Genomic DNA, 12,331 nt, shown 5'->3' with positions numbered 1-12,331 from the left:
CACAGGACGGTGTTAAAGGTTGCTTGATGGCACCAGTCTAGCGTGCGTCAGTGCCAGCCCAGGACCTCTCGGACGACCGCCTGCGAGACGGGGGAACCGTCATCCGGGACTCCGGCGAGCGATTCGTGCGAGAGCATCGCGCCTTCCAGGCCCGCTGCCGCGGTGATCTGCTCGAGGGCGTCACGCACGCGAGGAGCCGCGGCTCTCGAGTAGGGCGGCGCACCGCGACGCGAGGTGTGGGGAAAGACGATCAGCTCCGACACGAGGGGTCCGACGGGGCGGGACGCGACGACGACCAGCGTCGGCGACAGCACACGCTGGAACGCCCGGGGGACGGGGAACGGGAGTTCGTCGATCACGAGTCCGAGCAGTGCGCGCCTCTTCGACTTCTCCTCGTCCCCGATCTCCAGCGCGACGGCCGTCCACTCGGATCCGCGGCCTCTCAGCTTCTCGTCGAAGCCATCGTGCCGTTGCTCGAAGCCGGCGTCCTCGAGGAATTCCACGGCCACCCGGATCAGCCGTTCCGGCGTGGAGCGGGTGATCCATCGAGCCCCGCGGAGAGGCCCCGTGAACATCGGCATCGGCGTTCGAGCGTCGCGCCCCGATCCGTGCGGGTGCGAGGAACGAACCACGTCAGCTGGCCTCGCGAAGCACTGCGTCGGTGACCTCGTCGATCTTCGTGGAGCGGATCGGGTGGCCGCTCGTCGACAGGCAGCGGCCTGTGTTGAGGTCCCACTTCCAGTCGTGCATGCTGCAGGTCAGGATGCCGTCGTCGTCGACCTTTCCGGTCTTGGTCAGGTCGGCGCGCAGGTGGGGGCAGCGACGCTGCACGACCCAGTCGCCGATCTCGGCATCCTCGGTCTGGTCCGTCTGCTCCTGATACCAGTTCTCGACGTACTCGATGCGATCGACCGAGAGGCACTTGAGGAACGTCGTGAGGAACTCGTTGAACTTTCCGCTGCGCCCCACCTCGAACTGCATCGAGAGGAAGATCGAGTTCGACCAGTCGATCTCGTGGTCGCGGATGTTCGTCGAGACGAGGTCGGCGGGGATCGTGTACCAGTAGATGCACTCCTCGCCCGCGTACTCGCGAACCTTCGCGCGGGGGAAGTCCACGACCATGTCGAGGTCGCCGATCCTGAAGCGCACGCATCCCCCGACTCCGAGCCGGATGGTGCGCGACTTCTTCAGCAGCGGCTCCCACCAGGTCTTCAGCTCCTCGAGCATCTCGGCGGCGGGCATGACCTGGGCGCGCGACGCCTCCTCGTCACGGATCTCCCGCTGTCGGGAGGCGCGCTGCTCCTCGAGGTAGTCCCACTTCTCGTCGAAGATGTGGGCGAGCTCGGCCTCGGTGTAGAGCGACTGCTCGGTGGACACGGAGCCGCCCTCGACGGTGACCACCGTGCCCGGCACGAACAGATGTCCGTCGTACTGGGGCGAGAGCTCCTTCATGTGGGCCAGGAACTGCTTCTGGTCGGTGAAGATCGATTCGCCGTTGCGGCCGACTCCGTTGAAATCGAAGAGCTCGTCGCGCAGGAACATCGGCGGACCGGCCATCGGGAAGACATGAGGGGCGTCCACCTTGTCGATGTAGTACATCGCCCGCTTGTTCTGCGCGTCGCGCTTGAGCTTCGCGAAGTTCTGCTTCGCATCCAGCGGCAGGTCATAGACCATGGGCCACCAGATCGCACCCGAGACCTGCGTGAAGTACGCGTCGGGCTTGCCGAAGTGCAGCAACGTGTCGAGATCGAGAGGGTGCGAGTCGTTCTGGTTGAGCACCGAGCCGGTGCCGTCGTCGACGCTCAGCGACGAGTCTCCGATGGGTCCGTCGCTCGGAGCGCGCAGCGGAGTGATCATGATCTTCAGATCGCCGCGCTCGATGATCTCACCGGCCGGGGCGTAGGTGATGTTCGTGTAGCCCAGCGCCCTGATGTCCTGCTCGAGGTCATCGATCGGGTACTCGGGTAGCAGCACCTCGATGTCCTTGCGGATGTAGCGCTCGAGGAGCCGGGGATCGAAGTGGTCGCGGTGCCGGTGCGAGATGTACAGGAAGTCCGCTTCGCGGCCGAAACGCTCCCAGTCGAGCCCGCGGTTGTCGGGGAACGGGAACCACGAGCCGAAGAACGAGGGCCCGAGAACCGGGTCGCAGATGATGTTCCCGCCGACCGTCTCGATGAACATCCCGGCGTGGCCGAGTCCCGTGATCCGCATGCATTCCTCCTGAAGTGAACCGTTCGATTCTACCGACGGGGTCCTGGGCGGACGCGGTGACCCGGCCGGGAGAAATCACGCGCCGTCGAACAGACCCTTGATGTCGTCTGCGGTGAGCGACTGCGCGAACAGCTCGTCGTCGTCCATCACCGCGGTGAAGAGCCTGGCCTTGCGGCGCTGCAGCTCGAGCACCTTCTCCTCGATCGTGCCGGTCGAGATCATCCGGTAGACGAACACCTGATTGGTCTGACCGATGCGGTGCGTCCGGTCGATCGCCTGCTCCTCGGCCGCGGGATTCCACCACGGATCGAGGAGGAACACGTAGTCGGCTTCCGTCAGCGTGAGTCCGAACCCACCCGCCTTCAAGCTGATGAGGAAGACCGGCTGCTCCCCCGACTTGAAGCCGTCGATCACCTGCTCTCTGCGGCGCGTCGAGCCGTCGAGATGCGCGTACGGGATGCCGGCGGCCTCGAGCCGGGCAGCCGCGAGGTCGAGGAACGACGTGAACTGGCTGAAGACCAGAGCACGGTGCCCTTCGGCCTGCAGTTCGGCGACGCGCTCGAGCAGTGTGTCGAGCTTGCTCGACCCGATTTCGGCGTCGGCCTCGTCGACCAGCGCGGGAGCGAGACTCAGCATGCGCAGCAGGGTGAGCGAGCGGAACACGATGAAGCGGTTGCGATCGAGGTCGTCGATCAGCCCCAGGACCTTCTGCCGTTCGCGCTGCAGCACGACGTCGTAGAGGGCCCTGTGCGCCGGACTCAGCTCGACCTCGAGCAGTTGCTCCTGCTTCGCCGGCAGGTCGGGAGCGACGAGCTCTTTGGTACGTCGCAGCATCAGGGGTCTCACTCGACGACGCAGCTGAGCGAGGCGCCGCGCGCGGTACTCGCCGCCCTCCTCGTTCTCGGGCACCTTGCCCTTCTCGATCGGCTGGATGTAGCGGTCCTTGAACTTCCGAGCCGAGGGGAAAAGGCCGGGGGCGGCGAGCTTGAGCAGCGACCACAGCTCGGAGAGGCTGTTCTCCATCGGGGTTCCCGTGACCGCGTACGTGACGTCGGCATGGAATGTCGAGATGGCGCGGTGGAGCCGCGTCTTGGGGTTCTTGACGAACTGGGCCTCATCGAGGATCAGTCCGGCCCACTCGATCTCGCGGAACTCCTCTTCGTCGAGTCGGGCGACCGTGTACGAGCTGACGACGAGATCGCTCGACCGGGCCGCCGCCCTCAGGACGTCGGCCCGTTTCCCGCTCGTGCTGTCGACGATGGAGACACGAAGCCCGGGAGTGAATCGGGCCGCCTCGGACCGCCAGGTGCTCAGGACAGACGTGGGGGCCAGCACCAGGAACGGTCTCGTCTCGCCGGCATCCCGCGTGTGCTGGACGAACGTGAGGAGCTGCAGGGTCTTGCCCAGACCCATGTCGTCGGCGAGGATCCCGCCCAGTCGGTGACGCCACAGGAAGACAAGCCAGTCGAAGCCGGCCTTCTGATAAGGGCGGAGATCGGCCTGCACTCCCGCAGGAACGGGCGTCGGCGGAACCCCCGTGGCCTGACGGAGCCCGTCGGCCGTGGCGCGCCAGCTGACAGCCGGCTGGGCCTCGTCGGCGAGGTCTTCGAACTCCTCCCACAGATCGGTCTGGTAGCGGCTGATGCGCGGACCGGTCTCCCACTCGTCGAGCTCGCCCGCCTCCTCGATGAGATCACGCAGACGATCCAGCGACGGGTGGTTGAGCGAGAAGTAGCCGCCGTCGGAGAGGAGCAGCTTCTTGCGCCCCCTGCTCAGCGCCGTGAACAGCGGTCCGAACGGGATGAGTCGACCGTCGATCGTCACGAGGATGCCGAGATCGAACCAGTCCGAGTCGGTCGATTCGACGGTCGAGACTTTGACCTCAGGATCCCCCGTCAGCTCGCGATACGCCTTGCGTTCTCCGTGGGACTCGACGCGGACGCCCACAGCCTCGAGCGCGGGAACGCCTTCCGCGATGAACGCCGCCGCATCGATGTCGTGGAACGAACCGCTCGGGCGGAAGCTCGTCGTGCGGAACTCCTGCCATGCCGCCTCGATCGCCGCGCGTCTGGTCGTCTCGCTCTCGGCATCTCGCACCGCTGCGTCATTCCACGCGAACGGCACTCGGCCGAACGGACCGTACGACCACTCGAATGCGTAGCTGACGACGTCGCCGCGCTCGTAGCTGACCGTGAGCACCGCCTCCGGTTCGGGCACGTCGGGAAGCGCGACCTCCCCGACCGTGCGCACGGTGCTGCGCCGGGCCAGAAGCGGATAGGCGTCGGCGATGAACGCCTGCTCGTCGTCGGCCGGCACGAGGATAGGGTCGGAGGCCGCGAGCAGAGCACGTGTCTGCTCGCTCAACGACACTTCGGCGAGGACGACCTCGATCCGCGCACCCACGAGGCTCGCCGCGTAGACACCCGTACGACCGATCGGATGCACCTCGCGGGCGGGAATCACTCGATCGTCGATGCGCACGTCGGCGGCGACCTCCAGAGCACCCTCCTCGGTGCGACTGATCTTCGCGGAGACGTCGGCCGCGGATGCGATCCGCACCGAGGCGCTCTTCTGACTGGGAACGAGAGGGATTCCGACGTCGGTGGCCGATCGGAGGTGCCTCCACAGCAGCGGCGACTCGACCTGGTCGAGGACGAGCCACTCGCCGGCATTGCCGGAGAGCAGCGAGTCCCGCGAGATGCTGAGGAGATCCCCGAACCAGCGGTTCTGGTCGCGACCGAACTGCGAGGCGTCGCGACGGACCGCATCCCAGCCTGCGCCGCCCTGGATCCATGCACCGGTCTGCGCGCTGCGCATCATCGGGCGGATCGCCAGAAGCAGCTCACCGCTCGGGCGGGCGAGATCGCGCGCGGTCGCCGCCCGGACGGGGCGCGGCCCCCAGTGGTTCTCGCTCCGAGACTCACGGTGACGCAGTTCGATGCCGAGAGCGAGGCGCTGCGGGTGCTGCGACACCGCAGGGTCGAGCAGGGTCCGCCACGACGCCACTGCGGCGGTGCGCGGTGCGGCGGGCTTCTGCTCCGCGTCGGGCTGCCGCTGGAGAGCCGCGGCCTGCTGCGAGTACTCGTGCACATTGGACGCGAGCAGCGTGGCGACCACGTGCTTGCAGCCGCTCCGCACCGGGCAGGTGCAGCGGGTCGTCCGAACCCGTCTCGTCCCGTTGGACGAGAGGAAGACGATCTCGGTCACATACTGGGCGTCCGAGCTGCCGCGCACATGGCCCTCGAGTTCGAGCAGATCCTCGTGCCACACCACGTCGAGCACATTGCCCTCGCGGAAGTACGCGAGACCGCGCTGGTAGCCCCCGACATCGGTGATCTGCATGAGGTCGCGAAGATCAACGTGCGGCGCGGGCATGGCCCCATCCTTCCCGCGGCCTCCGACATCTCGGAGACCGCGTCCCGAGTCGTCGCTCAGGCCGCGCGAGAGACGCGTGCGAGCACGCCGTGCACGAACGCGCCCGAATCGTCGGTGGAGAACTCCTTGGCGAGCTCGACCGCCTCATCGATGGCGACAGCGGTCGGCACCGCGTCATTGAACAGGATCTCCCAGACGCCGATGCGCAGCAGCGCGCGATCGACCGCGGGCATGCGCTCGATCCTCCAATCGCGGCTGTGGGTCGTGATCTGCTCGTCGATCTCGTCGTGGTGGTCGATGATGCCGTCCACCACCTCACGGGCGTAGAGCCAGGAGGCCTCGCGAGCGGGTTCGCTCGCGGCGCGCTTGGCCTCTGCGGCCAGGGTCACCGCGATCTCGTCTCCACGGACGTCGGCGGAGAACAGGATGTCGAGTGCGCGCTTGCGCGCTTTCGTACGGGCGCTCACGCCTTACTTCTCGCGACCGAGGTAGTCGCCGGTGCGCGTGTCGACCTTGACCTTGGTGCCGGTCTCGACGAAGAGCGGCACCTGGATCTCGTAGCCCGTCTCGAGCGTGGCCGGCTTCGTTCCCGCCGACGAGCGGTCGCCCTGCACACCGGGCTCGCTGTAGGTGATCTCGAGGATCACGGACGCGGGGAGATCGATGTACAGCGGGTTGCCGTTGTTGAGCGCGATCGTGACCTGCTGGTTCTCGAGCAGGAAGTTCTTCGCGTCGCCGACGGTCGCAGCGGGGACCGTGATCTGGTCGTAGTCCGTCTGGTCCATGAACACGTACCCGTCACCATCGGTGTAGAGGTAGGTGAAGTCGCGACGGTCGACGTTCTCGATCTCGACCTTGGCGCCGGCGTTGAACGTCTTGTCGACGACCTTTCCGGTCATGACGTTCTTCAGCTTGGTGCGCACGAAGGCGCCACCCTTGCCGGGCTTGACGTGCTGGAACTCGACGACGCTCCAGAGCTGCCGCTCGATGCTCAGGACGACGCCGTTCTTGATGTCTGCGGTAGATGCCATGCGCTGGACTTTCCGTTTCTCGAGTCTGGGGGCCGCTCGCGTCCGGTCTGGACTGGGGTGGGCCGAGAGTCGATTCTACGGGATCAGCGCTGCGAGCTGCCGCACAGCGCTCGCGTAGCCGTCGACACCCTCGCCGATGACCCGCACCGCAGCGACATCGTGCAGGTACGAGTGGTGCCGGAACTCCTCACGTGCGTACACGTCGGAGATGTGCACCTCGGCGAACGGCAGCGCGACTCCCGTGAGCGCATCGCGCAGCGACACGCTCGTGTGCGTGAGCCCGCCCGGATTGATGATGATCGCCGCGCAGTCCGCGCGCGCGGCATGGATCTCGTCGATCAGCACACCCTCGTGATTGCTCTGCACAGCGCGGATCTCGAAGCCCTCGGCTGCGGCCGCCTGAGCGGTGAGTCGCTCCACATCGGCGAGCGTCGCCGTGCCGTAGACCTCGGGCTCGCGACTGCCGAGCAGGTTGAGGTTCGGCCCGTTGACGAGCAGGATGCGGCGGGTCATTCGCCGATCTCCTGGTACGCGGCGAAGAGCAGCGACTCATCGGGTGCCTGCAGCACGGTGGGCTTCGCGATGTCGTCGAGGAGGATGAAGCGCAGCATGCCGCCGCGGCTCTTCTTGTCGCGCTGCATCGTCGCCAGCAGCTGCGGCCACGCACCGGCACGGTAGCCGGTCGGAAGGCCCAGCGACTCGAGGATCGTGCGGTGGCGCTCGGCTGCGGAGTCCGACAGTCGCCCCGCGAGTCGCGACAGCTCGGCGGCGTACAGCATGCCGATCGAGATCGCGGCGCCGTGCCGCCAGCGGTAGCGCTCGGCATGCTCGATGGCGTGGCCGAGCGTATGGCCGTAGTTGAGGATCTCGCGCTGCCCCGCCTCGCGGAAGTCGTCCGAGACGACCTGGGCCTTCATGTCGATCGCGAGCTCGACCGCACGCCGGAACTCCGGTGTGGTCGAGTCGACGGCGCGCACCGGATCGGCTTCGATGATGTCGAGGATCTCCGGTGCCCAGATAAACCCCGCCTTCACCACCTCGGCGAATCCGGCGGTCGCCTCGTTCGGGCTGAGGCTCGCCAGCTCGTCGAGATCGCCGATCACCGCACGGGGAGCCCAGAACGCTCCGACGAGGTTCTTGCCCTCAGCGGTGTTGATCCCCGTCTTGCCGCCCACGGAGGCATCGACGAGGCCGAGCACGGTGGTGGGCACCTGCACGAGCTGCACGCCGCGAAGCCAGGTCGCCGCGACGAATCCGGCGAGGTCGGTCACGGCGCCTCCGCCGTATCCGACGACCGCGTCTGAGCGCGTGAAGTCAGCCTGCCCCATGACCTGCCAGCAGAAGGCGGCGACCTCGATGCGCTTGCCCTGCTCGGCATCCGGCACCTCGGCGAGCAGGACCTCCCGCGGACCGTTCTCGACATCGGCGAGCAGCCTGTCACGAAGCTCTGCCGCACGCGCGGCCAGGGTCGGCGGGTGGACGACCAGCACCTTGCGGACTCCGGGATCGAGTGCCGCGGACACCTGATCGAGGATCCCCCGCCCGATGGCGATGTCGTAGGGGTTCTCGCCCGTCACGCTGATGGTTGTCGTAGTCATCCCAGTTCTCTCCTCCACGCCGCGATGTCGTCGGCGATGCGCTGCATGGGGCGCCGCGACGTGTCGAACGTCACGGATGCCACCTCGTCATACCAGTCTCGACGTTCTTCGAAGATCTGCGTCCATCGCCCGACAGGGTCGTCGCCCGCGAGCAGCGGTCGGCCGCCGCTCTGTATGCGGTCAGCCACCGCTGCGGGGGTGACCGTCAGGAAGACGACCGGGTGGTCGAGCAGCAGCCTCCTGGTCTCAGGGTCGGTCACCGCTCCCCCGCCCAGCGAGATCACGCCGCCCGCACGCAGCGCCTCTGCGACCTCGGCCCGTTCGAGCGCGCGGAAATGCGACTCCCCGTGCTCCTCGAAGATCAGGGGGATCGGGCCGTGCACCGCGACCACCCGCTTGTCCGTGTCGACGAACGGGACGCCGAGCTTGCGCGCGACACGACGACCGACGCTGGTCTTGCCCGCCGCCATCGGGCCGACGAGCACCAGCGACAGCGGGTCAGCCGCGCTCGTCATGCGCGATGAGCGCCGCCTCGGACGCAGGCGTCGTCCGCAGCTCGGCCGGGATCGCAGCGAGGTAGGCGTCGAGGTTGCGGCGCGTCTCGCCGATGCTGTCGCCGCCGAACTTCTCGAGCACGGCGTTGGCGAGCTCGACGGCGACCATGGCCTCGGCCACGACGCCTGCCGCAGGCACGGCGCACACGTCGGATCGCTGATGGTGCGCCGTGGCATCCTCGCCGGACGCGATGTCGATCGTGCGCAGCGCGTGCGGCACGGTGGCGATCGGCTTCATGCCTGCACGGACGCGCAACACCGTGCCCGTCGACATCCCGCCCTCGGTGCCTCCGGCGCGGTCGGAGCCGCGCGAGATGCCGTCTGCCGTCGCGAACAGCTCGTCGTGAGCCGCGGATCCGCGTCGTCGTGTGGTCTCGAAGCCGTCGCCGACCTCCACGCCCTTGATGGCCTGGATGCTCATGAGAGCCTGCGCCAGCCGCGCGTCCAGACGGCGATCCCAGTGGACGTGCGAGCCGAGTCCGGGCGGAAGACCGTAGGCGAGCACCTCGACGATCCCGCCGAGCGTGTCGCCGTCCTTCTTCGCGTCATCGACCTCGGCCACCATCAGGGCGGAGGTCGACGCGTCGAAGCAGCGCAGCGGATCGGCGTCCAGCCGGTCCACGTCGTCCGGGGTCGGCAGCGCGGCGCCGTCGGGCACGCGCACCGGTCCGATCGAGAGGGTGTGGCTGACGAGACGGATGCCCAGCTCGCCGAGGAACGAGCGCGCGATGGCGCCGAGCGCCACCCTGGCCGCCGTCTCTCGGGCGCTGGCGCGTTCGAGGATGGGTCGAGCCTCGTCGAAGTCGTACTTCTGCATGCCGACGAGATCGGCGTGTCCCGGCCGCGGGCGGGTCAGCGGTGCGCTCCGGCCACGCGACCTGTCTGTCAGCTCGACCGGCTCCGGGTTCATGACCTCGATCCACTTCGGCCACTCCGTGTTGCCGATGCGAAGAGCGATCGGGCTTCCGAGCGTCTTGCCGTGGCGGACGCCGCCCGAGATCGTCAGCTCGTCCTGCTCGAACTTCATTCGCGAGCCTCGACCGTAGCCGAGTTTGCGTCGTGCGAGATCAGCCTGGATCGCCTCGGAGGACACCGGGACGCCCGAAGGCAGACCCTCCATGACGGCAATGAGTTCTGGGCCGTGCGATTCGCCGGCCGTGAGCACGCGGAGCATTGGTCTAGTCTCCCACGCGTTTCGCCTCGGATCGTGCCGCGTGACGGCCGGTGACTACAGGGCGGCTTCCATCGCGGCGACCACGACCTCCTCCGAGGGGAGCGGAACGCTCTGGTCTCCGTGCAGGAAGATGCGGATCTGGCGCAGGGCCTGACGCAGCAGCATCGCCTCCCCGGAGACGGCCCGCCCCCGCGCCACACCGATGCGAGCGCCGACGGCCAGGGTGAGTACGCGACGTCGAACAGCGCGCCCCCGCTCTCGCTGAGGCGCGCTGACGTCGCCTCGTCCAGCACGGAGCCTCCGGGGAGCGTCGCGACGGTGAGCCCGACATCGTCGGCGTCGGCATCGAACGTCGAGGTCGTGATCGAGACGCCGAGTCTCCGTCCGAGAGCCACCAGTCCGGCTGCCCGTTCGGGACGGCGCGCCCTCACATCGACAGTGCGGGCCCCGGCCTCGACGCACGCGACCAGAGCCGAGGATGCCGTGGCGCCGGCGCCGAGGATGCGGACATCACCGATTCCCCGAAGGTCCTGCTCGCCCAGGGCGTCGAGGATCCCGCCGACATCGGTGTTGAAGCCGCGGATGCCGTCGGTGAGCAGCAGCGTGTTCACTGCTCCGGTGAGGTCGGCATAGCGGTCGTGCGTGACCGACGCGCTGTGCGCCTTCTCCTTCAGCGGCATCGTGAGCGAGAGCCCCCGCCACGAATCGTCCAGAGTGGCCAGAGTCGTGTCGAACGCCACGTCGTCGACCTGGCGACGCGTGTACTCCCAATCGAGGCCCAGCGCACGGTAGGCGGCCGCGTGCAGCTGCGGAGACTTGGAGTGCGCGATCGGGTCGCCCCAGACTGCGAGCCGCGGGGAGCTCATCCGGCCGAGCAACCCCCGTCGGGGTTCTCCTGACACCACTGCTCCCACTTCTCGACTCCCTGCAGGTGCTCCTCGTAGGTGACCGAGAACTGGGTCTCTCCGGTGGCGAGGTTCGTCGTCACGAAGTAGAGCCAAGGGCCGTCTGCGGGGTGCATCGCCGCGTCGATCGCAGCGAAGCTCGGGCTCGCGATCGGCGTGACCGGCAGGCCGGTGTGCACGTAGGTGTTCCAAGGATTGTCGTCCTCGAGCGCCTCCGCCGAACTCGACACGACGCCCTCGTGCAGCGAACCGTAGCCGTACTGCGCCGTCGAGTCCATCTGCAGCTTCATGTCGATGTCGAGGCGGTTCTCGATCACACGAGACACCTTCGGGAAGTCTGCGGTGAGGCCCTCACGTTGGATGATCGAGGCGATCGTGAGCACGCGTTGAGCGTCCTCCGCCGGCACCCCGGCCTCTGTCAGCGATTCCTTCGTGCGGTCGACCATCCGCTGGATGACCTGGGTGGCGGTGACTCCCGGATCGAACGTGTAGACGGCCGGGAACAGCCACCCCTCGAGGCTCTGCGCGGTCACGCCGTAGGTCGCAGGGTCGGCGTCGACCGCCGCCTGGAGCTCCTCGATGGGCATGCCGAGCGATTCGGCCATGTCGGGCAGGGAGGATTCGATGGTCGCGCCCTCGCCCACGCTCGCAGAGTTCTCGCGTTTGTTGGCGGGGTCCTGCAGCGCCTCGAGCGCCGCCTCGGCTGTCATCTTCTCCTTCAGGCTGTAGATGCCCGGATAGAAGGTGACCGCGACGTTCTCGGTGACCAGGTAGTCGTAGAAGACGTCCTCCGTGCGCGTGACGCCCGCTTCGTAGAGCGCGGTGGACACGGGAGCGCCGGTGTCGCCCTCATGGATGGTGACGAGCACCTCGCCGGATGCGAGCCCGGGCTCCCAGTCCTTGGGGTCGCCCCATCCGAGCGCCTCGCTGACCTTGTCGCCGTAGGTGCCCCACGCCCAGAATCCCGCGCCGACGATGCCGCCGATCACGGCGAGGACGATGACGAGCGCCACCAGGCAGCCCGTGCGGCGCTTCTTCTTCGCGGGCGCTGGGTGGCCGGCATCGTGTTCCGGATGCGCGTGGAAGAGGTCTTCGAGGCGTCCGCCTGCTGCCGCGCTCCCCGACGCGGCGCCCACCGCGGCGCCGACAGATGCTTCCGACCCCGAGCCGGATTCGGCTCGGTCCGCGGCCGCCTCGCCGACGGAGGACTCGCTTTCGGAAAGTCGGGCGGCAACGGGCTCGTCCGCGGACAGTGCGGGCATCGCGCTGGTCGACGCATCGTCCGACGACGAGCGGTCCGCGGGGGCGGCGGCTGGCCCGGCCGGAGCCCCGGGCTGCGCAGCCGCGGCTTCACGCGCCGCCCGGCGCGACCCTGGAGCGGGCGGGGTGTTGTCGACCGTCGGGATCTGCGGCGACGGGTCGGGAAGGTTCTCGAACAGATCGCCCAGACGGGCATCCGGATCGTGCTGAGGCGAAGCGCTCT

Annotated in this window: 11 protein-coding genes; all 11 read right to left on the bottom strand. The window is 68.0% G+C overall.

Going from position 1 to position 12,331, the window contains the following annotated elements; translation table 11 throughout:
- Positions 1-47: 47 nt before the first annotated feature.
- Complete coding sequence (locus ACZZ93_RS02035) at positions 48-509, bottom strand: hypothetical protein (protein ID WP_463510374.1); 462 nt, start codon at positions 507-509, stop codon at positions 48-50.
- A gap of 124 nt (positions 510-633) precedes the next feature.
- A complete protein-coding gene (locus ACZZ93_RS02030; protein ID WP_463510373.1) occupies positions 634-2,211 on the bottom strand; it encodes a Rieske 2Fe-2S domain-containing protein in 1,578 nt (525 codons plus the stop codon).
- Positions 2,212-2,286: 75 nt separating this feature from the next.
- Entirely contained in the window at positions 2,287-5,586 is a 3,300-nt protein-coding gene (locus ACZZ93_RS02025; protein ID WP_463510372.1) for a DEAD/DEAH box helicase, read from the bottom strand.
- Positions 5,587-5,642: 56 nt separating this feature from the next.
- A complete protein-coding gene (gene nusB, locus ACZZ93_RS02020; protein ID WP_053096135.1) occupies positions 5,643-6,053 on the bottom strand; it encodes a transcription antitermination factor NusB in 411 nt (136 codons plus the stop codon).
- 3 nt (positions 6,054-6,056) lie between these two features.
- Positions 6,057-6,617, bottom strand: a complete 561-nt coding sequence (gene efp, locus ACZZ93_RS02015; RefSeq protein ID WP_053096137.1) for an elongation factor P — start codon at positions 6,615-6,617, stop codon at positions 6,057-6,059.
- 75 nt (positions 6,618-6,692) lie between these two features.
- On the bottom strand, positions 6,693-7,130 hold the full coding sequence (aroQ, locus tag ACZZ93_RS02010) for a type II 3-dehydroquinate dehydratase (RefSeq protein ID WP_372983530.1): 438 nt from the start codon (positions 7,128-7,130) through the stop codon (positions 6,693-6,695).
- Positions 7,127-8,215, bottom strand: coding sequence for a 3-dehydroquinate synthase (aroB, locus tag ACZZ93_RS02005; RefSeq protein ID WP_072591293.1), 1,089 nt, complete (start codon positions 8,213-8,215; stop codon positions 7,127-7,129). Before aroB ends, aroQ begins: the two co-directional genes overlap by 4 nt.
- Positions 8,212-8,730 (bottom strand): shikimate kinase, encoded by a 519-nt coding sequence (locus ACZZ93_RS02000; RefSeq protein ID WP_053096143.1) that lies wholly within the window; start codon positions 8,728-8,730, stop codon positions 8,212-8,214. Before ACZZ93_RS02000 ends, aroB begins: the two co-directional genes overlap by 4 nt.
- A complete protein-coding gene (aroC, locus tag ACZZ93_RS01995) occupies positions 8,714-9,889 on the bottom strand; it encodes a chorismate synthase (RefSeq protein ID WP_463507967.1) in 1,176 nt (391 codons plus the stop codon). Before aroC ends, ACZZ93_RS02000 begins: the two co-directional genes overlap by 17 nt.
- On the bottom strand, positions 9,793-10,809 hold the full coding sequence (locus tag ACZZ93_RS01990; RefSeq protein WP_463510371.1) for a hypothetical protein: 1,017 nt from the start codon (positions 10,807-10,809) through the stop codon (positions 9,793-9,795). Before ACZZ93_RS01990 ends, aroC begins: the two co-directional genes overlap by 97 nt.
- Positions 10,806-12,110 carry an endolytic transglycosylase MltG gene (mltG, locus tag ACZZ93_RS01985; RefSeq protein ID WP_463510370.1) on the bottom strand — a complete coding sequence of 435 codons (1,305 nt, stop codon included), beginning with the start codon at positions 12,108-12,110 and terminating at the stop codon, positions 10,806-10,808. The genes ACZZ93_RS01990 and mltG overlap by 4 nt, the downstream gene beginning before the upstream one ends.
- Positions 12,111-12,331: the final 221 nt, after the last annotated feature.

It is taken from the genome of Microbacterium sp. AC026 (genome assembly GCF_979258475.1).
The sequence above is the reverse complement of the archived record's forward strand: the minus strand, read 5'-3'. Positions and strand labels throughout refer to the sequence as shown.

Bases quoted from the DNA above. Each gene is read 5' to 3' on its own strand.
- ACZZ93_RS02030 (WP_463510373.1), bottom strand. From the start codon at position 2,211: ATGCGGATCACGGGACTCGGCCACGCCGGGATGTTCATCGAGACGGTC.
- ACZZ93_RS02025 (WP_463510372.1), bottom strand. From the start codon at position 5,586: ATGCCCGCGCCGCACGTTGATCTTCGCGACCTCATGCAGATCACCGAT.
- efp (WP_053096137.1), bottom strand. From the start codon at position 6,617: ATGGCATCTACCGCAGACATCAAGAACGGCGTCGTCCTGAGCATCGAG.
- aroQ (WP_372983530.1), bottom strand. From the start codon at position 7,130: ATGACCCGCCGCATCCTGCTCGTCAACGGGCCGAACCTCAACCTGCTC.
- aroB (WP_072591293.1), bottom strand. From the start codon at position 8,215: ATGACTACGACAACCATCAGCGTGACGGGCGAGAACCCCTACGACATC.
- ACZZ93_RS02000 (WP_053096143.1), bottom strand. From the start codon at position 8,730: ATGACGAGCGCGGCTGACCCGCTGTCGCTGGTGCTCGTCGGCCCGATG.
- aroC (WP_463507967.1), bottom strand. From the start codon at position 9,889: ATGGAGGGTCTGCCTTCGGGCGTCCCGGTGTCCTCCGAGGCGATCCAG.
- ACZZ93_RS01990 (WP_463510371.1), bottom strand. From the start codon at position 10,809: ATGAGCTCCCCGCGGCTCGCAGTCTGGGGCGACCCGATCGCGCACTCC.
- mltG (WP_463510370.1), bottom strand. From the start codon at position 12,110: ATGCCCGCACTGTCCGCGGACGAGCCCGTTGCCGCCCGACTTTCCGAA.